This is a genomic window from Curtobacterium sp. MCPF17_011, from assembly GCF_003234145.1.
Classification (GTDB): Bacteria; Actinomycetota; Actinomycetes; order Actinomycetales; family Microbacteriaceae; genus Curtobacterium.
On the sequence record NZ_QKSK01000005.1, the window covers coordinates 13,624 to 37,007 of the forward strand.

At 72.6% G+C, this 23,384-nt stretch carries 17 protein-coding genes; 5 read left to right on the forward strand and 12 right to left on the reverse strand.

The features are described 5' to 3' along the window. Positions 1–40 precede the first annotated feature (40 nt). On the reverse strand, positions 41–268 hold the full coding sequence (locus DEJ25_RS07470) for a DUF3499 family protein (RefSeq protein WP_110904719.1): 228 nt from the start codon (positions 266–268) through the stop codon (positions 41–43). A gap of 68 nt (positions 269–336) precedes the next feature. Here DEJ25_RS07470 and DEJ25_RS07475 point away from each other — a divergent pair, with 68 nt between their 5' ends. Beyond that, entirely contained in the window at positions 337–777 is a 441-nt protein-coding gene (locus DEJ25_RS07475; protein ID WP_110904720.1) for a metallopeptidase family protein, read from the forward strand. A 31-nt stretch (positions 778–808) separates the two neighbouring features. On the opposite strand, the gene DEJ25_RS07480 is transcribed toward DEJ25_RS07475, so the two are convergent. From DEJ25_RS07480 to manA, 5 genes are all read right to left on the reverse strand, one after another. Beyond that, positions 809–2,206: a DUF5719 family protein gene (locus tag DEJ25_RS07480; RefSeq protein WP_110904721.1), complete on the reverse strand. Its 1,398-nt coding sequence runs from the start codon at positions 2,204–2,206 to the stop codon at positions 809–811. Then, entirely contained in the window at positions 2,203–5,055 is a 2,853-nt protein-coding gene (locus DEJ25_RS07485; RefSeq protein WP_111044301.1) for a glycosyltransferase family 2 protein, read from the reverse strand. Before DEJ25_RS07485 ends, DEJ25_RS07480 begins: the two co-directional genes overlap by 4 nt. Positions 5,056–5,130: 75 nt before the next feature. After that, a complete protein-coding gene (locus tag DEJ25_RS07490; RefSeq protein ID WP_375334548.1) occupies positions 5,131–5,463 on the reverse strand; it encodes a WhiB family transcriptional regulator in 333 nt (110 codons plus the stop codon). Between the two features lie 217 nt (positions 5,464–5,680). Beyond that, complete coding sequence (gene galE, locus DEJ25_RS07495) at positions 5,681–6,643, reverse strand: UDP-glucose 4-epimerase GalE (RefSeq protein WP_110904724.1); 963 nt, start codon at positions 6,641–6,643, stop codon at positions 5,681–5,683. Positions 6,644–6,724: 81 nt separating this feature from the next. Next, the gene (gene manA, locus DEJ25_RS07500; protein WP_110904737.1) at positions 6,725–7,951 is read right to left on the reverse strand and encodes a mannose-6-phosphate isomerase, class I; all 1,227 of its coding nucleotides are present in this window, start codon (positions 7,949–7,951) and stop codon (positions 6,725–6,727) included. Between the two features lie 76 nt (positions 7,952–8,027). Here manA and DEJ25_RS07505 point away from each other — a divergent pair, with 76 nt between their 5' ends. Together DEJ25_RS07505 and DEJ25_RS07510 are read left to right on the forward strand one after the other, a co-directional pair. Then, positions 8,028–10,148, forward strand: a complete 2,121-nt coding sequence (locus DEJ25_RS07505) for an acyltransferase family protein (RefSeq protein WP_181427371.1) — start codon at positions 8,028–8,030, stop codon at positions 10,146–10,148. Continuing rightward, positions 10,145–11,548, forward strand: a complete 1,404-nt coding sequence (locus tag DEJ25_RS07510) for an O-antigen ligase (RefSeq protein WP_146240632.1) — start codon at positions 10,145–10,147, stop codon at positions 11,546–11,548. Before DEJ25_RS07505 ends, DEJ25_RS07510 begins: the two co-directional genes overlap by 4 nt. A 20-nt stretch (positions 11,549–11,568) precedes the next feature. Here DEJ25_RS07510 and DEJ25_RS07515 read toward each other — a convergent pair whose 3' ends face one another. Beyond that, complete coding sequence (locus DEJ25_RS07515) at positions 11,569–12,963, reverse strand: hypothetical protein (protein WP_111044304.1); 1,395 nt, start codon at positions 12,961–12,963, stop codon at positions 11,569–11,571. Between the two features lie 94 nt (positions 12,964–13,057). Between DEJ25_RS07515 and DEJ25_RS07520 the strand changes: the two genes are divergently transcribed. Then, positions 13,058–14,359, forward strand: a complete 1,302-nt coding sequence (locus DEJ25_RS07520; RefSeq protein ID WP_111044305.1) for an O-antigen ligase family protein — start codon at positions 13,058–13,060, stop codon at positions 14,357–14,359. A gap of 98 nt (positions 14,360–14,457) precedes the next feature. Here the strand turns inward: DEJ25_RS07520 and DEJ25_RS07525 are convergent, their stop codons facing one another. The 5 genes from DEJ25_RS07525 to DEJ25_RS16855 all read right to left on the reverse strand — a co-directional run bounded on the left by DEJ25_RS07525 (position 14,458) and on the right by DEJ25_RS16855 (position 20,662). Further along, complete coding sequence (locus DEJ25_RS07525; RefSeq protein WP_111044306.1) at positions 14,458–15,219, reverse strand: polyprenol monophosphomannose synthase; 762 nt, start codon at positions 15,217–15,219, stop codon at positions 14,458–14,460. An 87-nt stretch (positions 15,220–15,306) separates the two neighbouring features. Next, a complete protein-coding gene (locus tag DEJ25_RS07530) occupies positions 15,307–15,522 on the reverse strand; it encodes a hypothetical protein (protein WP_111044307.1) in 216 nt (71 codons plus the stop codon). A gap of 65 nt (positions 15,523–15,587) precedes the next feature. Next, positions 15,588–17,279 carry a DUF2142 domain-containing protein gene (locus tag DEJ25_RS07535; RefSeq protein ID WP_111044308.1) on the reverse strand — a complete coding sequence of 564 codons (1,692 nt, stop codon included), beginning with the start codon at positions 17,277–17,279 and terminating at the stop codon, positions 15,588–15,590. Between the two features lie 25 nt (positions 17,280–17,304). Further along, positions 17,305–19,386 (reverse strand): hypothetical protein, encoded by a 2,082-nt coding sequence (locus DEJ25_RS07540; protein ID WP_110904732.1) that lies wholly within the window; start codon positions 19,384–19,386, stop codon positions 17,305–17,307. A gap of 244 nt (positions 19,387–19,630) precedes the next feature. Next, positions 19,631–20,662 carry a glycosyltransferase family 2 protein gene (locus tag DEJ25_RS16855; RefSeq protein WP_220033186.1) on the reverse strand — a complete coding sequence of 344 codons (1,032 nt, stop codon included), beginning with the start codon at positions 20,660–20,662 and terminating at the stop codon, positions 19,631–19,633. A 100-nt stretch (positions 20,663–20,762) separates the two neighbouring features. Here DEJ25_RS16855 and DEJ25_RS07550 point away from each other — a divergent pair, with 100 nt between their 5' ends. Beyond that, on the forward strand, positions 20,763–23,330 hold the full coding sequence (locus tag DEJ25_RS07550) for a glycosyltransferase (RefSeq protein WP_220033187.1): 2,568 nt from the start codon (positions 20,763–20,765) through the stop codon (positions 23,328–23,330). The last annotated feature ends 54 nt before the right edge of the window (positions 23,331–23,384 follow it).

Sequence of the window (23,384 nt, forward strand, 5' to 3'; positions counted from 1 at the left end):
GACGGCTGACGGTGCAGGAGGGAGCGAGGCGCGCCTCCCGTCAGGACGGGTGACGCTCAGGTGTGCGGGGCGGCGGGTCACGCCGGATCACGCGCCATCCCTGCGGGACCCGCAGCGTCGCGGCGTGCCGTGCGCAGAGGTCGTACCCGTGCGGTTCGACGCGCCCGGAGAGCGGCCCGACGACGACCATCGAGTCGGCGTAGTCGTACGTCAGGGTCGCCGAGGCGCCCGCGCCACAGGCGACCTTGCTGCAGATCCGTACGTCCATACCGGAGTCGACCCTACCGGCCGCGCCCCGGGGAGCCCGCGCGTGGTCCTGCCGCGTACGATGGCGGGATGCGCCGCAAGCCCAGGATCGTCACCCCGGTCGACCGTGCACGCGGTCGTTCCCGCCACGGTCGCGGCCACCGGTCGAGCGTGACCGGGCCGGAACTGGCCCCGGTGATCACCCGGGCCGAGGCCTTCGACCGCGTCGTCGGCGACACCGCGCACTACCTGGTCGGACTGTGGCCGGAGGAACTGACGGGCGTGGTGTTCCAGGTCGCGGACATGCCGACCGACACCGGCCTGCCCGACGAACTCCCCCGATGGCGCATCGACCGGGACGCCCGTCGCGTGACCGTCTTCCGGATCCCGGTCGAGCGGGTCACGCACAGCCCCGAGAAGGACGACGTGGACCGGCGGATCGTCGTCGAGACCGCGGTGTTCCGCGCCGTCGCGGAGCTCATCGACAAGGACCCCTGGGACCTGGCACCGGACCGCTACCGTCACTGGTGACGGACCGGTCGGCACCCGACGGCCTCGCTCGCTACGGGTAGACGCGCACCGGACTGGAGACCTCGGTCTCCGGGCGCACCGGGAACCCGGCGATGCCGTCGTCCCCCTGGTACGTCACTCCGGCCACAAGGCCCTCGGCGCCGCTGATCGTGACCTGCTGCGCACTCGGCACGGTCACGGTGGTGGTCGAGCCGGAGGTGACCTGCACCTCCTGCGCGTCGTCACCGGACCGCACCGTCACGGTCGCGTCCTGCCGCGTCGGGTTGACGAGGTTCAGGCGAGCACCGGAGCCGGCGGCGACCGCCGTGACCGTGGTGGCGGAGAGCGGCTCGGCCGACGCGAACCAGCCGAGGTCGGTCCGCCCGTCGTCGGTCGGGGTCGTCGTGCGTGCCCCCGCGACGATCGGCACGGACGAGTCGATCGTGAACGAGTAGCGGCCGTCCGGGAAGTCGTCGAGCGGCACGTCGGTGACGACGCCCGGCTCGGCGGTGGCATCGACCGTGGTCCCGCCACCGTCGGCCGTGGTGATGCCGAGCGTGACACGCGCGACCTCGGTGCCGGGGACGTAGAGACGCAGCACCGGAGCGGCATCGGCGGTGTCCTCGCCACGTTGCGCCCCCTCGGCGTCCTCGAGCACGACCGCGGGGATGACCTGGGTCCGTGACGGGGCCGCTCCGCCGGAGACGATGTCGAAGCCGCCGGGGGTGAGCGTCCGGACGACGGTCTCCTGCATGTGGGCGACGATCTGGCCGCCGGAGGACGTGACGTGCACGACCGTCGAGCCCTGGTCGGTGACGAAACCGGACAGCGGGACGACCTTCTGCGAGTTCGGGGCGACCACGATGCCGGTGGTCCCCGGTGCGCTGACGGTGCCGCTGGTGTCGGCGATCGACAGGTCGACGGTCGCGTTGACGTCGGTCGGGTTGCTGAGGGTGACGAGGCTGGTGCGACCGGTCTCGGTCGAACCGCCGACGAGCCAGGTCGACTGCGACGGGTCGTCACAGGAGGCTGCCCCCACGCCGACGACGTCGCCGTCGGACACGCTCTGGGAGCTGCTGCCCGCCACCTGCGGAGCGGTGTCGCCCGCCGGTGCGGTGAGGAGCGTCGGGACGCTGCTGCCGGTGCTCGCGCTGCCGAGCTCGCTCCGGTCGACCCGGTCGCCGGTGGTGGCGGTGGCGATCTCCGGCGACCCGATGGTGCTCGCGCGGGTGGCGTCGTTGCCGGCGTCGTCGGACAGACGCAGCGCGCTGCCGGCGCAGACCCGCTCGGCGGCGGCCGGCACCGGGGTGACGGTCCGCCCGGCCGGGTGCCCCGGGTCCGCGGTCGTGCCGATGGTGTGCGCGGCGGCGATCGTGCCGGCCGCGACGACCACGGCCACGACGGTGGCGGTGCCGCGGAGGGCCCAGCGGCGCGCGGTGCTCGTGCTCATTCGTCGCGCTCCTCGTCGAAGGTGGTGGCGGGTTCGTCGGCCTCGAGGACGTTCGACGTCGCACGGCGGCGGCGGGGCGCGGTCGGCACGGCGAGCAGTGCGGCCGCGCCGAAGACCACGCCGATGACCACGAGGTAGAGCACGTGGGTCGCCTTCGCGGCGGCCGAGCCCGTGCTCGTCCGGTCGACGTCGCCCTCGTAGTGGAAGAGCGACCCGCTGGCGGTCTCCCCGATGCTCGTGAAGCGGGCGTCCTGCCCGATCGCCCCGGCGGCCCGATCGTGGACCGCGCGGGCCTCGGCGTCGTCGGGAGCGTCATCGAGCAGGACGAAGCTGATGCCGAGGTCACGGAGCGCCGGCTCGGGGTCGTAGCCGCTGCGGCTCGCCAGGTTGCCGGCGAGCGTCGCCAGGCGGCTGCCGGACCGGCTCAGCGAGAGGGCGGTCGCGTCGAGGGTCCACTGGTCGTCGAGCGTCGAGCCCTGGCCGCGCTCGAGGGCGACCGCGAGCGACCCGTCGGTCTGCGGCTGGACGACGAGCGTGCCGACGTCGGGGTTCGCCTGCGCCTCGGCGTTGACGTACGCACTGAGCACCCGGCCCGAAGTCGGCTGGATGGCCGCACGGTCGAGGTAGAAGGCGGCGAAGGCGGGAGCCACCGCGACGGCCGCGAAGACCGAGGCGACGAGCCCGACGACCGGGGCCGCCCGGGGGACGGTGTCGATGCCGATGCACGCCGCGACGACGATCGCGAGCGCGAACACCGACAGGGCGCTGCCCGGCCAGACGATCGTGGTGGTGGAGCCGACGCCGGTGACGGCGAGGTGCGTCGCCCCGAACGCGGTCGCGTAGCCGAGCAGGGCGGCAACGAGCGCCGTGCCCGCCAGGGACCAGCGGTGGCCGAGGACGGCACCGATGGCGCACGCGGCGACCGGCAGGGCCAGCACGGCCATCGCGACCGGCAGCACGGCGTCGCCGAGGCCGAGCGGCGCGACGGCGGACAGCCAACCGTTCCAGTCCGGCAGCGGTTGCCCGATCGCCAGCTGCAGCGCACTCGGCGCGGGGGTGGCGGAGGGGACTCCCGGGTCCGCGAAGACGGCGAGCGGGTTGCCCCGGGCGATCTGCGCGAGCACGAGCGGGACGAAGAGCACGGCGGCCGGCACCGGCACGAATACCCGTCGGTGTGCGTGCCGCCAGCCGACCACGAGGGCGACGAGCCAGCCGATCAGGAGCACCGGCAGGAGCGACGGTGCCGACGCGGCGACGACCGCGAAGAGCAGCGCAGCCCCGGAGGCCGACGCCCACGACCGGTGCGCCTCGACCAGCGTCAGGAACAGCCAGGGCAGCAGCACGTGGGCGATCACCGCCCCGAGGTGGCCGGTGGTCACCGCGCCGACGAGGGCCGGTGCGACCGTGTAGAGGACGGCGCCGATGACCGGCACCCAGGTCCGCGTCGTCACCTTGCGCACCGCGGCCCACGCGCCGAGGGCGGCGAGCGGGAAGGACAGGAGCATGACGAGCACGATCGAGGTCGACGGCGACCAGAACGTGATCGAGCCGAGCACGGCGAGCACCGCGGCGAAGGGGTCGGACGGGCCGGTGGAGCCGGTGCCGAGGGAGTGCCAGCCGTAGCCGACGTTCCGCCAGAGGTCGCCGACGTCCGTGCTGAGCGGCAGCAGTCCCCCGCCGGTGAGCGCAGGCGAGCCGAGCAGCGGGAAGAGCGTCACGACGCTGAGCACGACGGCGGCCAGGACCACCCAGATGCCGCCGTCCGCCAGGAAGGACGCTCGGGCGATGGGCGCGTCCTCGACGCGCGCGAGTTCGACGTCGCGGGAGGTCGTGCGGTGTTCGTGCACCCGTCGCCAGCTGATCCGGAGCGGTTCGATCGCCCCCCAGCCGAGCTTCCGGTTCGCCGCGAGGGTCCGCCGGGCACGACCGACCCCACCGCCGAAGGCGACCGCGAACGCGGCGGCGAGCTCACCGCCGACCGCCGCCGGGTGCTTCGCGACGAGGTGTCCGATCGCCCGTCCGAGGGCGAACGGCACGAGGGTCAGCCAGTGGATCCAGAGGACACCGGCGGACGAGTAGGTCAGGCGGCGGTGCAGCTGCGCCTGGCGGTGCATCCGCACACGGCGCCGCTCGGAGACCTTCGCGCGGCCGAACTCCTCGATCGGACCGGCGCTGGTGGCCCGGGCGTCCGGGACGACGGCGACGCGGTGGCCGGCGAGGCGGGCACGCACGGAGAAGTCGAGGGCTGCGTCGACGTCCGGCAGCGCGGGGTCGAAGCCGCCGAGGCTGTTCCACACGGACCGGCGGACGAGCATGCCACCCGCGGAGACACCGAGCACGTCGGTGTGCCGGTCGTGCTGGCCCTGGTCGAGTTCGTCCTGGACGAGGGTGATCGAGCGCCCCATCCGCGTCATGCTCTCGCCGAACGCGGCGATGCGGGCCGGGTCGTCGACGTTGACGAGTTTCGGGCCGGCGATCGCGACCGAGGGGGCGATCTCGACGGCACCGAGGAGCGCGGCGAGGGTGCCGGGCGTGGGGCTGTTGTCGTGGCCGACCAGCCAGAGCCACTCGTCGACGCCGTCCTGGGCCTCGGCGCGGGGGGCGACCTGCTCGCCGTGCCGGACCGCCTCACCGAAGGGCCGCCCGGCCGCGATGCGGGACAGCTGGGCGCTGCCGCCGAAGGAGAGCTCGGAGGTCGACCCGTCGGTCGAGCCGACGTCGACCACCACGAGCCCCTCCGGCGGGCGGGTCTGCGCCGCCAGGGCGTTCAGGGTGCGGTCGAGATGGTCCGACCCGTTGGCTGCGACGAGGATCGCGGTGACGCGGGGCGTGGAGGCACTGGGCTGCATGACGGGAGCGACTCTACGGGCCGGGAGGCACGGTGCCGGCCGCGCACGACGGCGCGGCGTGAACCTGTGGGAGCCTCAGGCGCGCTTCCGGAGCTTGCGACGCTCACGCTCGGAGAGACCGCCCCAGATGCCGAACCGCTCGTCGTTCTCGAGCGCGTACTCGAGGCACTGCGACCGGACCTCGCACGAGGTGCAGATCTTCTTCGCTTCGCGGGTGGAGCCGCCCTTCTCCGGGAAGAACGCCTCCGGGTCGGTCTGCGCGCAGAGCGAGTCCACCTGCCACGCGAGCGGGTTCTCCTCGTCGGCCTCGGTCGACCGGCGGACGCCCGGGACACCGAGCGCGACGGGGTCGACGTGCCAGTCGTCCGGCACTCCGGCTTCGAAGTCGGATGCGCTCACCCTGATCACCCCTTGACGTCTCGGTTCGGGAACCTGACGACGATGTCGTCGGTGTAATTACATCGGTGTGATTACCCGGAGTCAAGTCGCGGATCATAGAAGCCCCTCCGGCTTCCGCCGTGGCATGTCCCCCATTCGGGCGTGTCGCGGCGTGTCTGCGGGCCTTTCGGGGGACAGCGACGCCCCGCGCCCGAAGTGGAGGCGGGGCGTGGCGGTCGTGCGCTGTCTACGCGGCGCGCTGCCGGGCCTCCCAGGCGCTCGTCACCATGTCGTCGAGCGTGTGTCGCATCGCCCACTCGAGGTCACGACCGGCCGCCTCGCCGGTGGCGACGATGCGTGCTGGGTCCCCGGCGCGACGCGGCGCGATCTCGGGCCGGAAGTGGATCCCGGTCCCGCGAGCCATCGCGTCCATGATCTGACGGACACTCACGCCGTCACCGCTGCCGAGGTTGTAGGCGCGCTCGAGCGGCTCGCCCGCCTCGAGCTTGCGTGCAGCGACCGCGTGCGAGTGGGCCAGGTCGGCGACGTGCACGTAGTCACGGACGCAGGTGCCGTCCGGCGTGGCGTAGTCGTCCCCGTTGATCCGCGGCGTCCGGCCGGCCAGCAGGGCGTCGAAGACGAGCGGGAACAGGTTGTGTGGGCTGGCGTCGTAGAGGTCCGGCTCCCCCGAACCGACGACGTTGAAGTATCGGAGCGACGTGGTCGTGAAGCCCGCGGCGACCTCCATGTCGCGGAGCAGCCACTCGCCGATGAGCTTCGACTCGCCGTACGGGGACTCCGGCGCCTTCGGGGTCTCCTCCACGACCACGTCGACGTCCGGCGTGCCGTAGACCGCGGCACTCGAGGAGAACACGACCTTGTCGACACCGGCGTCCGCCATCGCCCGGAGCAGGGTCGCCATGCCGGTGACGTTCTGCTCGTAGGTGTGCAGCGGCCGCTCGACCGAGACCCCCGCGTACTTGAAGCCCGCGACGTGGACCACACCCGTCACGTCGTGCTCGCGCAGCGTGCGGGCGAGCAGTCCGCCGTCCAGGATCGTGCCCTCGACGAACGGGACGCTCTCCGGCACGAAGGCGCGGAAGCCGCTCGAGAGGTCGTCCAACGCGACCGTGTCGATGCCCGCAGCGACCAGCGCGCGGACGACGTGGGACCCGATGTACCCGGCACCGCCGGTGACCAACCAACTCATGTCGCCACGCTAGCGGAACGGGCCGGTGGGACGGCGGACCGGCTGCCCCGCCGCCTCCCCGTCCCGGCGCCGCGCTACGCGCTACGCGCCGGTGGCGATGAAGACCGTCGCGGTGCGGCCGCTGCCGGCGTCGGCCTCGACCGACACGTCGCCCTCGTCCGGCGTGATGTAGCAGGACTCCCCCTGACGGAGCAGCATCGCCGAGTTGGTCCCGACCAGCGTGACGACGCCCTCGGTGCAGATCGCGATGGACGGACCCGACAGTGGGGCGGTACCACCCGTGCTGAGCCCGACCGGCCGCCCGTCGCTCGTGACGCGCACCAGTGCGAAACCGACACCCTCGGGCGCGAAGCGGTCGACGGCCGGGCTGAGGTGCTCCGGCTCGAGCAGCGGCGCCGGGTACGCCGTGAAGTCGAGCACCCGGAGCAGCTCCGGGACGTCGACGTGCTTCGGCGTGAGGCCGCCGCGCAGGACGTTGTCCGACGGGGCCATCAGCTCGATGCCCAGGCCGTCGAGGTACGCGTGGATGTTCCCGGCCGGCAGGTACATGGCCTCGCCTCGGGTCAGCGTCACGCGGTGCATGAGGAGCGAGACGACGACGCCCGGGTCCTCCGGGTACGTCCGGGCCAGGTCGGCGGCGGTCGCGGTGTTCGGCGAGACGGCGGTCCCGGCGGCGACGGCAGCGGCCACGGCCTCCTCGGCCAGGTGCCCGACCGCGCCGATCACGGCACGGGCGGAGTCGTCGGTCTCCTCGAGCCAACGCACGGTGTCCTCGAGTCCCTGCTGCAGGTGCACCACGAGCGGTCCGAGTCGGCCGGACCCGGCGTCGAGCGTCTCGACGTCGGCGAGCGCCTCGGCGACCGGACGGAACCCGCTGAGTGCCTCGAACCGGTCACTCAGCGCGACGACGAGTTCGGGCTTCGGGAACGGGTCCTTGTAGTTGCGGGCGGGGTCGTCGATCGGGACGCCGGCCGCTTCCTCGCGGTCGAAACCCTCGCGCGCCTGCTCGGGCGTGGGGTGCGCCTGCAGCGAGAGCGGTGCGGCGGCGGCGAGGACCTTGAGCAGGAAGGGCAGTCCGGTGCGGTCGTCGCCGAGGGCCGTCTGCGGCTCGGCGGCGATCCAGTCGAGCACCGTGTCCGCGCCGCCGACCATCGCGGGGTTGACCACGACGCTCGGGCTGCCGGGGTGGGCGCCGAGCCAGAGTTCGGCCTGCGGGACGCCGGTGACGGTCCGTCCGAGGAGTTCGGGGATCGCGGAGACGGACCCCCAGGCGTAGTCGCGCGGGGTGTTCGTGATGCCGAGGAACATGGGTCGAGCGTATCCGGCGGCGGTGGACGGGAGCGGCACACCACGTGCACGATCCGCGATACATAGACTCTCCGCGATGTCCGAGCCGATCCGCCCCGCCTCCGACCACGCCGACCGGACCCGCTGGGACATCCAGGGGCTGCGGGCGTTCGCGGTCCTCGCCGTCGTCGTCTACCACTTGTGGCCGAACCGAGTGCCGGGCGGGTTCGTCGGGGTCGACGTCTTCTTCGTCGTCTCCGGGTACCTCATCACCGGACACCTGCTGCGGGAGCAGGTCCGCTCGGGACGGATCGCGCTGGCGGCGTTCTGGGCCCGCCGGGCGAAGCGCCTGCTGCCCGGCGCCGCGCTGACGTTGCTCGCCACCGGCACGGCCGTGCTCGTCCTCGTGCCGAGCACCCTGTGGGGACAGTACGGGCGTGAGCTCATCGCGTCGACGGTGTACCTGCAGAACTGGCAACTCGCCTCGGACGCGGTGGACTACCTGGCCTCGGACAACGACCCGTCGCCGTTCCAGCACTTCTGGTCGCTGTCCGTGGAGGAGCAGTTCTACATCGCGTTGCCGGTGCTGCTGGTGGTGCTGGCCGCGGTCCGCCGCCACGCGCGCAGCGGGTCACGCTCCGCGTCCCCGGTCCACACCGCCCGACTGCTGCTCGGCACCGTCGTGGTGCTCTCGCTCGTCTGGTGCGTGGTCGAGACCCGCACCGCGCCGGGCATCGCGTACTTCTCCACCGCCACCCGGGCGTGGGAGTTCGCCCTCGGTGGGCTGGCGGCCACGCTGCGCACGGTCCCCCGCGCGGCGACGCCACGGGGGAACGGAGCCGACCGGCTGCGCGGCGGCGGTGCCTGGCTGGGCGTCGTCATGCTCGTCACGGCCCTGTGGACGATCTCCCCGACGACGCCCTACCCCGGCACCGCCGCCCTGCTGCCCGTGGTCGGCGCGGGCCTCGTGGTCCTCCTCGGCGGGTCGTCGGGCCTGACCGTGCTCGGTCGGTGGGCGCCGGTCGCGGCACTCGGCCGGATCTCGTACGCCGTGTACCTCTGGCACTGGCCGGCCGTCGTCCTGCTGCCGATCGTCACCGGGCACCCGCTCGGCACCCGGAGCAAGGTCGCGATCCTCGTCGGCAGCATCGCCCTCGCGGCGCTCACGACACGCTTCGTCGAGGAACCCCTGCGGTTCTCGGCCCGCGTGACGGCACTGCGGCCACGGCGCGTGGCACTCTGGGGCATCGCCAGCACCCTCCTCGTGGTCGCCCTCGGGGCCTCCACACTCGGCGCGCTCGAGGTGCAGCAGACGCAGGCGGCGGCCTACCAGCGGTCGCTCGAGACCGGCGACGTCCCCTGCTTCGGCGCCGCCGCCGGTGTCGGCACCGCGGACCCGTGCACCGACCCGCGACTGGCGGACGTCCGCGTCCCGGCGCCGGCCGCCGCGGGCACCGACGACGCCAACCGACCCGCGTGCTGGTCGAACACCACGCCCGACCTCGCCGTCTGCCGCCTCGGACCGGCGACCGGCTACACGAAGCACATCGCGGCGATCGGCGACTCGCACAACAACGCGCTGATCAGTGCCTACGCGGCGATCGCGCGCGAACGGAACTGGCGGATCGACGTCGCCGGGCACATCGGCTGCTACCTGACGACTGCCGAGCAGCAGGCACCGTCCGACGCCTACACGGCCAGCTGCAACGGGTGGAAGCAGGCGGCGCTCGCCTGGGTGCGGGACCACCCGGACCTCGACGCCCTCGTCGTCACGCACGCGGCGACGAAGAGCCCCGTGATCGTGCCGGCCGGCTCGACGAACGACGCCACCGTGGTCGACGGCCTGGTCGGTGCATGGCGGAACGCCACGGACGCCGGGGTGCCGGTGATCGCGATCCGCGACAACCCGGTCGCGGGCAACGACACCCTGGACTGCCTCGGTCGGATGACCGGCCCCACGACCGACGTCTGCGACTCACCCCGGGCCGCCGCGCTCGCCGCGTTCGACGGCTCCGCCGAAGCCGTGGCACGGCTCGGCCACCGTGCCGCGCTCGTGGACCTGACCGACCGGTACTGCACCGCCACGACCTGCCCGGCCGTGGTGGGCGGCGTCGTCGTGCACCGTGACCCGACGCACCTCACCGCCACGTTCGCGCGGACCCTGGCCCCGTCCCTCGGCAGCGCGCTCGCCGACGCACTCCGGACGCTCGGGCGGTGAGCGGCACTAACCTGTCCTCCGTGACGAACACCTGGCCACTGGCGCGCGGCTCCGTGCCCGAACGAGAGGCCTTCGCCCTCGCCGCCACGGTCCTGCTGACGCTGTCCGCCGGCGACGCCGTCCCGAACACGATCACGTGGTGGGGTGCCGCGGCGGTCTGGGCGCTCGAGGGCGCCTGGGGCGTCAGCGTCGTGGTCCGTGCCCGCCCACCGCTGTCCCGCACGCCCCGGGCGCTCTGGCTCTTCCTCGCCTGGTGCCTGGTCTCGGTGCTCTGGTCGCACTGGCGGCCGGCGACGCTGGCGAGCACCGTGGCCCAGGTGCTGTGCGCCCTGGTCGCCTTCGCGATCGCCTCGACCCTGACCTGGCGTCGGATCCTCGACGCGATGAGCCTGGCGTTCCGGTGGGTCCTCGGGCTGTCCCTGCTCTTCGAGGCCGTCGTCGCCGTCGTCGTCCGGCACCCGATCGCTCCGATCTGGACCGACTACGGCGACCGGGACGTCCCGGACGCGTTCTACTTCTCGCGCGCCGAGCTCTTCACCGGCGGACGGATCCAGGGGCTGCCGGGGAACGCGAACCTCCTGGCGATGGTGGCCCTGCTCGCCGCGATCGTCGTCGCCGTCCAGCTCGCCGAGGGCCGGATGCGCCGGATGCGGGCGATCGGCTGGCTCGTCGTCGCCGTGCTGGTGACCGCTCTGACCCGTTCGAGCACGGTGCTCGTGGCCGCCCTGGTCGTGCTGGTGGTCCTGGCCCTCGCGCTGTGGATGCGCCGGGTCCCGACCGAACGCCGCGCGCCCCGGTACGGGGCGATCGCGCTCGGCCTGGTGGTCGTGGTGGTCGGCACCGTCCTCGCGAAGGACACGCTGGTCGCCGTGCTGGGCCGGTCCTCGGACCTGACGGGTCGCGGGACGATCTGGACGGCCGTCTGGGGGCTCATCGAGCAGCACCCGGTGCTCGGCTTCGGCTGGATCGGCTACTGGTGGCCGGACATCCCGCTGCTGGCACAGCTCGCACCCCGCAACGGCGTGACCTACCTGCAGGCGCACGACGCCGCGCTCGACGTCTGGATGCAGACCGGCATCGTCGGCCTCGTCCTCTTCGCGGTCTACGTCGTGACGACGCTCAGCCGCTCCTGGGCGGGTGCCACCCGCGTGGGATTCGGCCCCGACCTCGCCCCACGCCCCTTCGACGCGGTCGGGCTGTTCCCGCTGCTCGTCGTCGTGGCACTCCTGGTGCAGGCGATCGCCGAGTCGCGGCTGCTCTACCAGGGGAACTGGGTGCTCTTCGCACTGCTCGCGATCAAGTCGCGGATCGTCCTGGTCACCGAGGAACCACCGTCGGTCGGCGACGGTCCACGGACCCCGATCGCGAAGCGCGCGTTCCGGTGGGCGGCGAACCCCTGACGAGGTGAGGCCTCCGGACGTCAGCCGTCGCGGAGGACGAGCGTGCACGGGACCGCGGCGCCCCACGGCTGGGTGCGGATGTCGAGGACGGCCGTCGGGTCCGCCCGGCAGGTCGCGACCGCGTCCCGGAACTGCGGCTGCCACTCCGGGCCGGTGCTCCGCTGGGCGCTCCCGGGGGCGTTCACCACCCACGTCGTCACCAGGACCGCGACCACGCACCAGCCGACGGCCGCCCCGACGAGGTGGGCCGCGCCTCCTGGCCGGGAGGCCCGCACCGCCACCCGACGACCGCTCCCGCCGGGCGTGACCACCCGGTCGACGAGGACCGCGGCGGCGACCACGACCGCGGCCGTGAGGAGCATCCCGGCCGCGGCCGCGTACCGGGAGGGCGTCGCGGTGAGGAGTGCCGCCGGGGCGACCTGCGACCACCGGCCGTCGGCGGACCGGTTCGCGAGGAGGGCCGCCGTCCAGACCACGGCGGCAGCGACGGCGAGCGCGAGGGCGAGGACCGCGGCGCGACCACGGCCGGTGCGCAGCGCGACCGCGCTGCCGAGCAGGACGACCACGAGGACCAGCGCGGACGGCACGGCGAGCACCCACCAGCCGTGGTCGACGACCTTCCCCGCCACGGCTCCCAGGTCGGCGTCCCAGAGGCCGCCGATCGTCTGCAACAGCCACCCGGCGACGACGTCGGGCACGGTCGGGTGCCCGGGGGTGGAGGCGCGCGGTGTCGTGAGGGCCGTCACGACCTGCGCGGTCGCGGCAGCGACGGCCGCGACGGTCACGGGCAGCGCCAGGAGGCGGCCGCCGCCGCGGGGTGCCGGCAGCCAGGCGAGCACGAGCAGCGGGAGGAACAGGACGGCCTGCGCCTCGGTCGCGAGCACCAGGACCGTGACGACGCCGAGGGCTCCGGCACCCCACCAGGTCCGGCTCCGGTGGGCCAGTGCCCACGGCGCGAGGAACAGCGCGAAGGTGTGCAGGTTCGCCGCGTTGCCGGAGACCTCCCACGGTGCCGTCGGCAGGGCCACCGGGACCACGGCGAGCACGAGCCGGAGCGGCCACGACGGCACGACGTCCCGCGCCAGGACGAACACCGCCGCGCACACCGCACCTGCCAGCAGGCAGGACGTCGCCGAGACGACGAGGGCGTAGTCGGCGACCGGGAACAGCAGCGCGAGGTCCACGACCAGCCGCGGCACGAGGTGCAGGTAGCCCGCGTAGGGGTGGAGCAGGCTCGCCACCGGCCCGAGTGCCAGGTGCTCGCGGAGGAACAGTCCGCCGTCCTCGGCCCACACGGTGCCGCGGGCGACCGGACCGAGGCGGAACCACGCGCTCGCGGCGGCGAGCACGCCCACGAGCACCACGGCGGACACCGCGGCGAGTGCCGACCTCCCGCCCCGCGCCGCGTGTCCCATCGGCCTCGACGGTAGTGCGGAGACCGACGATCCGCGATATCGACGCTCCGGGATGGCGTCGGACGCCCCCAGCGGGGTGCGCCATCATGGACGGATGACGGATGCCCGGACGACGCGAGTCGTGCTCGCGCGCCGGTACCTGTCCGCCTGGATCGGGTTCTCGGCCGGCGGACGGTTCAGCCAGGCGCTCGCGACCGCGATCGTCCTCTTCGCCTTCGGCGAGCCGACCGTGCGGGTGCTCGTGGGGACCGCCGGCACCTGGGCCGTGCTCGTCACGCTCGTCGTCCTGGCCGGCCTCAGCCTGCTCGGGCAGCGCTACCGGATCGAGTGGCACGGCGTCCTGCCGCTGTCACTGCTCGCGTTCGTCGGGTACTGCGGGCTCAGCGTGCTCTGGAGCGAGTACTCCTGGGTCGCGCTCCGTGGCTTCGCCGAGACGCTCGGCTTCGTCGGGCTCGGGCTCTACCTGGCGCTCGGCCGCGATCTCGTGCAGGTCATCCGGGCGTGCGGTGATGCCTTCCGGATCCTGCTCGTCGTCGCGCTCGCGCTGGAGGTCCTCTCCGGCCTGGTCCTCGACGTCCCGTTCCCCGCGTTCGGGATCCACGGCGACATCGCGTACGGCGGCCCGATCCAGGGCATCGGCGGGACGCGCAACGTGATGGGCTTCATCGCCGCCACGGCGCTCGTCACCTTCGTGGTCGAGTACCTCACACGGTCCGTCCCGCATTGGCGCGCCATCGGCTCCACCGCCCTCGCGGTCATCACGCTCATGCTCGTGCAGTCACCGATCACCGGGCTCGCGATGATCGCGCTCACGGTCGCCGCGCTGGCGATGTGGTCGCTCCGGCATGCGAGGCCGGCGTCCCGCCCGGTCGTCAACACGGTCCTCGGGGTGTTCGTGCTCGCGATCGGCACCGTCCTGGTGGTCGCGCGGAACCGGGTCCTGCCCGAGATCGGGGCCGCCGGCGGCACGTCGACGCGGCTGGCGCTCTGGTCGCAGATCCGTGACTTCATCGAGCAGCACCCGGTGCAGGGCTGGGGGTGGGTCGGGTCGTGGCCGAGCGAACCCGTCGTGCCGTACGTCACCTTCGTCGACCCGTCCGGCGTCCGCTTCACCTCGGGTCTCGACGTCGTCGTCGACGCCTGGCTGCAGGTCGGGCTGGCCGGCATGCTGCTGCTGGTGGCCGCGGCGCTGCTCGCGTTCGCCCGCTCCTGGGTCACCGCGACGACCTACCCCGGCGTGGCCTACGTCTGGCCGGCCGCCGTGCTCGTGCTGCTCGGCGTCACGAGCGTGGCCGAGAGCACGCTCCTGCACGGCGCCGGTCTGATGGTGTTCGTGACCGTGCTCGTCGTCTCGGCACGCCGTCGGTCCTGGCGTCGTCGGCTCCTGCACGCCTGAGCCGCAGACGGGCGGACCGGCGACTGCAGGACCGCGGGCGGCCGGATCGCGGGCGGCCGGGAGCGCGCGGGGCGGTCGAGCAGCGCGGCAGGTCTTCGTCAGGCGCGTCGCACCCGCGGGCGGAACCGGCGCTGGAGGCCCCACTGGGTGGTGCGGAGCATCGCCTCGACGACGATGGCCTGGCTCATCTTCGACACCCCGTGGACGCGGTCGCGGAACCGGATCGGGACCTCGACGATCGAGCCGCCGAGGTCGTGCACGCGCAGCGTCATGTCGACCTGGAAGCAGTAGCCCTTCGAGTCGATCTCCTCGAGTGCCATCCGGGCGATCACGTCCGCGCGGTACACACGGAAGCCGGCGGTGATGTCGTGCACGTCGAGCCGGAGCATGATCCGGGCGTAGGCGTTCCCGCCGCGGCTCAGCAGCTCGCGGTGCTTCGGCCAGTCGACCACCGACCCGCCGGTCGTCCAGCGGGACCCGATGGCCAGCATGACGTCGTCGGCCGGGTCCGCGTCGGCGACCGCCGCGATGAGCGCGGGCAGGCGGTCCGCGGGGTGGGACCCGTCGGCGTCCATCTCGACCAGCAGCTCGTACCCGCGCTCGAGTCCCCACCGGAACCCGGCGACGTAGGCCGTCCCGAGGCCGAGCTTGCCCGACCGTCGGAGCAGGTACACCCGGTCGTCGTCGGCCGCGCGGCCCGCCACGAGGTCACCGGTGCCGTCCGGGCTGCCGTCGTCCACGACGAGCACGTGCGCCTCGGGGACGACACCGAGCACCCGGTCGAGGATGTCGGCGACGTTCTCGGCCTCGTTGTAGGTGGGGACGATGACGAGGGTGCGTGGGATCTGGAGGTCAGCCATGGTTCTCTCTGCGGTGTCGTACGGGCACGGGCGCGTCGGCGTCCCCTGCCGGGAAGGCGTCGCTCCGGATGGTCGAGCAGTCTGGGGTCAGGTCAACAGCGCCGCGTCCTCGTCCTGGAGCACGTCCCACACGGCGGCCGACAGCCGGACCCAGGCCACCCCGGCCGCGATCGCACCGACCAGGACCGGCAGCGTAGCCCCGGCATGGTCCGTGCGACGATCGTGGGAGCACGCGCCTCGGGCGGCCGTCGGTGTGGTCACCGTCACGGGCTCGCCGAACGGGCCAGCGGCGACGGGGTTCATCCGGACATGATGCCGGACGGGTACCCGGGTGAGCGAATCCGCAGGGTACCGCGTGTCGGCGCGGCTCAGGACCACAGAGCGGTCGTCCACCCCTGCGCGGTGCCGTCGCCGGTGACCGGCCGGGAGGCCGTGGCCGGCCCCGTCCCGGAGGTCGCGTCCGTCGGCTCGGCGTCCTCGACGGTCCGAGAGCGGCCGCGGATCCCGTGCCCGTCCCCGTGCCCCCGGACGTCAGATCCGTCGAGCGTGGTGCGTGCCTCCGGCGACCGGAGTGCCGCGAGCGTCACGGCCACGGCCACGGCCAGCAGGAAGAGTGCGACCACCGCGACCAGCCCGAACCCGACGGGGCCGAGCGGGGTCTGTCCGGCCAGCAGCCGGAGCCCGAGCGTCGTCACCTTGAGGTGGAAGCCCTCGTAGTAGCCACGGTAGGCGACCGACCAGCCGTAGACCGTCATGAGCGCCGCCACCACGACGACGGTCCGACCGAGTCGGCGGCGGTCGTCCTCGTCCCGGACGAAACGGCGCCAGGCGATCGCGCTGAGCACCGTGAGGACGCCGACGAGGACGAAGTAGTAACGGCCCTGGATGCCGCCGATCGTCGTCGTCCGGAGGTAGGTCGACCAGTTGTTCTGCAGCCCGGCGGCGAGCGTGAAGAGGGGCAGGAGGGCGAGCAGCCAGGCCGTCCGGCGAGCGCCGCTCCGGAAGCCCCAGACCAGCACGACCCCGATGGCGACGACGCTGAGGGCGGCGATGACGATCGGGCTGGAGGGGTACTGCAACAGGCCGTACTGCCCCCAGAACGAGTTCGTCACCCGGTTCCACTCGGTGTTCACGAAACCACCGACGTCGGGGCCCTCCCCCGGAGCGAACTGCTCGGTGCGGATGGACTGCGGCAGGCCGGCGGGCTGCAGGGTGTGGAAGACCAACACGTTGCGCACCCACCACCACGAGGTGGCCAGCACCGGCACGACGAGCACGACGGCTCCGCGGAGCCACCGGCTGCGCCCCTGCCCGGCGATCACGACCGCCACCACGGCGAACGGCACGAGGGGCAGCGCCGTCGCCTTGAACGACACGGCTGCGGAGGCCGCGACCGCGAGCGCCACGAGGGTGACCCAGCCGCGGTCCCCCGTCACGATCCGGCAGACCAACCAGACGACCACCGCGCCGAGGATGATCACCGGGGTGTCGTTCGTGGCTGACGTCCCGATGAACCCGACCTGCGGGATGAGGAACAGCGACGCCGCGGCGACGAGTGCCGTGCGGGGCGAGCGGGTCACGCGCCGGACGGCGGCCCAGACGACCAGCGGCAGGGTGCCGAGGACGGCGACGTTCATGAGCCGCATCGCGTAGAGGTCGAGGTCCCAGCGGAGGTGCATGTACCCGATGAGGTGCAGCACACCGGCGGCCATGGCGTACCAGGTCGGCGGGTGCTGGGTCATCTGGTTCGTCGCGCCGTTGCCCGGCGCCGAGGCCAGGAGCGCCTCGAGCGTCGGCCGGTCGACCTGCAGGAAGCCGAGCCCCTCGGCCTGGCCGGCGCGGGTGGCGGAGAGCAGCTTCAGGTGCGTCGGGTCGGGCCACCCCTGACCCATCGCGAGCTGCACGGCGGCGTCCCAGTGCGCGATCTCGTCCGGCGACCCGAACAGCGGCTGGAGGGACGCCCAGAGCACCAGGACCGCGACGAACGCCAGGACGATCGCGGTGATGGACAGTCGTTCACGTCGGGACGACCGCACAGCGGTCCCAGGTTCGGTAGGCATCCCCGCCACTGTAGGAGATCCGCAGCTACTGCACCGTCACCGACTTGCACCCGAGTGCCGTGTCGGACGCACCGCCGGGGTCGACCGCGGTGACGCAGACCTGTGAGACGCCCGTCGGCGCTGCGACCTTCGCGACGTACCCCGCCTTCGCACCGGCTGCCGGGTACACCTTCTGGACGTCAGGACGCGCGGCGCCCGTCTTCGCAGCGGTGGTGGCCTTGCCGACGGTGACCCGGAGCGCGATCGGAGCGGCACCGGTGTCGGGGTCGTACGCCCAGCCGTTCACCGTCACGGCGCCCGCGCCGGGGGTGACGGAGTCGAGACGCCCGACCGGCGGGCTGGCGACCTGCACGGTCCGGCAGCCGAGCGTCGTGTTGGCGGAGCCGGCTCCGGTGTTGATCGCGTAGACGCAGACCTGGTGCGGTCCCGGCTTCGCCGCCACGGTCGCCTGGTAGCCGTGGGCTGCGCCGAACGCCGGGTAGGCCGCGCCGATGTCCGAGCGCGCGACGTCCGCGGGGAAGCGCTTGCCGACGCCGTCGACGTACACGTCGACGTTGATCGGCTTCGCGGTGTCGCCGTCGATCGCCCATCCTCGGACCGAGACGCCTCCGGACACGGGGGCGACCTGGTCCACACGGCCGTCCGGCGCCGAGGCGACGGCCCGGACCGTGGTGCAGGTGCCGAGCTGGGCGTCGTGCCCGGCGCCGACGTTCACCGCGGTGACGCAGACCTTCGCGTTGCCGCTGACGGCGGGGACCGTCGCCTCGTACCCGTGCACCGATCCGGCCGCCGGGTAGGCCTTGCCGACGTCGGCACGCGTGCGGTTCGCCGGGATCGTCGTCACCTTGCCGCCGACCGAGACCTTGACGGTGAGCGCGGTCTTCGGCTGGTTCGGGTCGTAGGTCCACCCGCGGACCGCGACGCCGCCGACGACGGTCGTGACGGAGTCGACCCGACCGTCCGGCGAGGCCTTGGTCACGGTGACCGACTTGCAGCCGAGGCTCTGGTTCTTCGTCCCGTCGACGCTGATCGCGGAGGCGCAGACCTGATGCTTGCCCGGGGTGGCCGCGATCGTCAGGTCGTACCCGTGGGAGTTGCCGGACCCCGGGTAGGCCTTGCCCACGTCGGGTCGGCTGGCGTTGGCGGTGTAGCCCGCTCCGGAGGAGTCGACGAAGACGTGCACGCGGGTGGCGGCGGTCGTCGTCGGGTCGATGGCCCAGCCGCGCACGGCGACGGCGTCACCGGCGTCCTGGACCGAGTCGAGTCGGCCGATCGGCTTCGCGGACGCGGTCGGGGAACCGAACCAGTCCGTGTACATCCGCCAGAAGTTGCGGTTGCCGTAGGCCGAGCACGAGTCACCGGTGCCGTAGAGGTTGTTCAGTGCCGCCGTGTTCGGCGTGTACGGCGTGTAGTAGTACAGCGCGGCGGTCGCCTTGTTCTGGACTGAGACCGACTTGGTGCCGCAGGAGGTCGGGACGTTGTACTGGATCTGCCGCACGCCGCCCGGGTTGAACCAGGTGAAGTAGTTGCTCGTGCCCGCGGGGTTGCCGTAGCGCTTCCACTGCCAGGCGGACCAGTAGACCTGGTTGCCGACGCCGGCGTACGCGGGATCGCAGTGGCCACCGACGTTGTCGGGGCAGGCGTAGCCCATGGCGCGTTCGAGCCGAGCGGCGGAGGGGTTCCGCGCGGTGGCGCCGCTGACCAGCGTCTGCTCCTTCTGGAGCGTCACGAGGATGACCTTCGGGCTGATGGAGCAGGCCGCCGCCACGCGGGAGATCATCACCGCGGCCGTCAGGTTCGACCCACCGGTCACGGCGCGGCACATCGGGTCGCTGCCGCGGGAGTTCATGCTGAACTTGCCCACGTTGAGGCACGAACTCGACGCGCAGGTGCCGACCTGCGTGTTGAGGAACGACTGGATCTGCGCGGCGGTCATCGCTCCGCCGTCGTAGAAGTTGGCGTCCGAGATGATGTTGCCCGCCGAGAACGACGAGCCCGTCACCGCGGACGCGGGCTCCTGCGAGGCGTTGGGACCGGACAGCTGGAAACCGACCAGCACACTCGCGACCGCGAGCACACTCGCGATGATGGCGACGACCTTCTTCACGTCGTTGGGCCTTCCGTTGGCGTCGACGGGGTTCTGTGGCGTGCGCGATGCGCTCTGCGCAATCGGTCGACCCCTGACGAACGACCGGTGCACACGGGTCACATCAGGCTACCTGGATCACAGTGATCACACAGCCCCCAGTCCGTCCCCCCGAACGGGAGGCCCGGCGCGCCACCGCCCCGCCCGCCGTGCACCGCGGTCCCGCCCTCCCAGGGACGCCTGAGCGTCACTTCAGCCGGGTGCGTCAGCCGATCGGCTCGAGCGCCGCCTCGACCCGACGCCGGACCGCCGCGCCGACACCGTCACGACGCCGGGCGTGACGAGCGTGGCGGAGGACGGCAGGGGCCTCCCGGCAGAGGCGCCACCACGCGGCCGGCGTGAGCTGTGCCGAGCCCGGACGGAGCAGGTCGCGGACCAGGCGCCCCACCGTCCGGAGGACGACCCGCAGGGCGAAGCCGGCCGAGGCGTTCCGCAGGACCACGGCCAGACGGTTCCGCATGCTCTGCGACCGGACGAGTGGAGAGTCGCTCCCCGAGCTGGCGGCGTGGCGGTGCACGACGACCGCGTCGGGGGCGTGCCGGACCTCGTACCCGGCGAGCCGGAGGCGCCACGCGACGTCGAGGTCCTCGTAGTACATGAAGAGGGTCGGGTCGAACCCGCCGACCTCCTCGAGCGGGCCGCGACGGAGGAACGCCGCGCCGCCGGAGAAGCCGAAGAGCGGCGCGGACTCCGGCCCGTCGTCCAGCGGCCGGAGCCAGTCGCGGTCACGTCCGTTGCCGGACCGGTCGAGCACCACACCGGTGCCGTTGACGAGGGTCTGCCCCACTTCTGCACGCCGCCAGCGTCGGCCGTCCGGCGCGACCAAGTCGTCGGCAGACCGCCGGTCACCGGACGCGACGGGGGCGAACCGGCCCTCGAGCACGACCGTCGCGGCGACGGCCGCGACCCGCGGTCCACCCGCGGCGAGGACCGCCAGGCCACGGTCGAGGAACCCGTGGTCGGCGACCGCGTCGTTGTTCAGCAACACGACGACGTCACCCGAGGACGCCGCGATCCCCCGGACCACACCCCCGGCGAACCCGGCGTTGGTCGGGTCGGGGACGACGACGACCGCTGGGTGGTCGGCGCGGTAGGCGGCCACCGTGGCATCGTCCGCCTCGTTGACGACGAGCACCACCTCGACCGAGGCGTCGACCCGCTGGGACAGCACGGAGGCGATCGCGCGGCGGGTGAGCTCGGGCTGGTGCCAGTCGATGATGACCACGGAGACGTCCACCGCGTCAGTCTCCCAGGTCACAGGTGTCCCGAGACCGCGTCGGTATAGTCGTACCCGCCTTCCGCAGGCACCCTCGCCAGCCGACGTATGGAGTCGTTCCGTGTCCACCTCCGCGCCCCGCGTGTCCGTCGTCGTCATCAACTTCCGGGGGACGGACGACACTCTCGAGTGCATCGCCCGCCTGAGCGAGGTCGACTGGCCGGCCGACCGCCTCGAGATCGTCGTCGTCGAGAACGGGTCCGGCGACGACAGCGAACAGCGGCTCCGGGCCGCGCTCGGTGCGCAGCAGAACGTGAAGATCATCGTGTCCGCCGAGAACCTCGGCTTCACGGGCGGCAGCAACCTCGGTGCCCGCGAGGCGAGCGGTGACGTCGTCGCCTTCCTCAACAACGACGCGAAGCCCGACGTCAACTGGGTCAAGGAGGGCATCGCCGGGTTCGCCCCGAGCCCCCGTGTCGCCGCCGTCGCCAGCAAGGTCCTCGACTGGGAGGGCAAGACCATCGACTTCGTCGAGTCCGGCCTCAGCTGGTTCGGCATGGGCTACAAGAACCACATCGCCGAGCTCGACGACGGCCGGTTCGACGAGCCGCAGGACCTGCTGTTCGGCACCGGGTCGGCGCTCTTCGTCCGCCGCGACGTCTTCCTCGAGGTCGGCGGGTTCGACGAGGGCCTGTTCATGTTCTACGACGACGTCGACCTGGGATGGCGCCTCAACCTGCTCGGCTACCGGGTCCGGTTCGCGCCGCGCTCGGTGGTCTACCACAAGCACCACGGCTCGATGAAGTCGTTCGGCGACCACCGCGAGATGTACCTGCTCGAGCGGAACGCCCTGCACCTGCTGTACAAGAACCTCTCCGACGAGAACCTCGGCGTCTTCCTACCCGCAGCCCTCGCGCTGCTCGCCCGCCGCGCGGTGGCGAAGAGCGGTCGCGACTCGGAGGAGTTCGACATCCGCCGCTTCACCGGTGCCCCGGACGAGTTCGACCCGACGACGCCGATGTCGAAGGAGGCGGTGGCCGGGCTGTACGCGCTCGACCAGTTCGTGTCGGACCTCCCCCGCCTGTCGGAGGAGCGCCGCCGCATCCAGGGCCAGCGTGTCAAGACCGACAAAGAGGTCTTCCGCCTGTTCGGTGACGCCTTCAAGCCGCTGTTCGAGGACGGCTACTTCCTCGAGGGCTACCAGGCCATCATCGAGGCCTTCGACGTCGAGCAGCCGATGCACCGCACCCGCGTGCTGGTGATCACGGGCGACGCCCTCGGCGAGAAGATGGCCGGCCCGGGCATGCGGGCGTGGAAGATCGCCGAGGCCCTCAGCGAACACAACGACGTCCGACTCGTGACCTGGAACGTCGCGAACCGCAAGACCGACCGCTTCGAGGTGTCCCGCGTCCCGCTCCAGCACGAGCGCGCCATGCGGGAGCACGAGGAGTGGGCCGACGTCATCTTCTTCCAGGGCTACGCGCTGCACCACTTCCAGACCCTGCAGAACTCGAACAAGATCATGGTCGTCGACCTCTACGACCCGATGCACCTCGAGCAGCTCGAGCAGGCCCGCGACAACGGTGACGTCGGCTGGCGGAACCAGGTGACCTCGACCACCGAGGTGATCAACCGGCAGCTCGAACGCGGCGACTTCTTCCTGTGCGCCTCCGAGCGGCAGCGGCTGTTCTGGCTCGGACAGCTCGCCGCGGTCGGTCGCATCAACCCGGACAACTACCTGGCCGACGACAACCTGAAGAAGCTCATCGCCATCGCACCGTTCGGCATGGACTCCACCCCGCCGGTGCACGAGCGCAAGGCGATCCGCGGGGTGACCCCCGGCATCGGTGAGGACGACAAGGTCGTCATCTGGGGCGGTGGCATCTACAACTGGTTCGACACCCCGTCGCTGGTCCGCGCGATCGCCAAGGTCGCCGAGACGCACGACGACATCCGACTGTTCTTCCTCGGCGTCGCACACCCGAACCCGGACGTGCCGGAGATGGCGATCGTGTCCGAGACCCGTCGCCTCAGCGACCAGCTCGGGCTCACCGGCAAGCACGTGTTCTTCAACGAGCAGTGGGTCGCCCTCGACGACCGCCAGAACTACCTGCTCGAAGCCGACGCCGGCGTCAGCACGCACTTCGCGCACATCGAGACGACGTTCTCGTTCCGTACCCGCATCCTCGACTACATGTGGGCGAACCTGCCGATCGTCACCACCGACGGCGACAGCTTCGGTGACCTGGTGGCCGCCGAGGGCATGGGCGTCGCGGTCGAGGAGCGCGACGTCGACGGACTCGCCGCCGCCCTCGAGTCGATGCTGTACGACCCCGAGGCCGCGCAGGCCGCCCGCGACGCGGTGACCCGCGTCCGCTCCGACTTCACGTGGGAGCAGGCCCTCTCCCCCCTCATCGAGTTCTGCAAGGACCCGCACGTCGCCGCCGACCGCGCGCACGAAGCGGCGGTCCCGGCTGGGTCGCTCGCCGCGGCCGGACGCCCCCGTGTGCAGCTGAGCCCGGCCCGGCAGCGCGAGCTCCAGTTCCACCAGATCGCGAACAGCCGTCACGGCATCTCCCGGGACGTGCGCCTGGCCACCTGGTACCTCCGCGAGAACGGCGTCTCGGGGCTCCGGGACAAGGTCCAGAACCGTGTGCGCATCATGCGGGAGAGCAAGAACGGACGCTGACGCCCGGCGGCCGCTCCCGGTCGCCGATGTACAGTGGTCCGTCGCCCGCGTCGA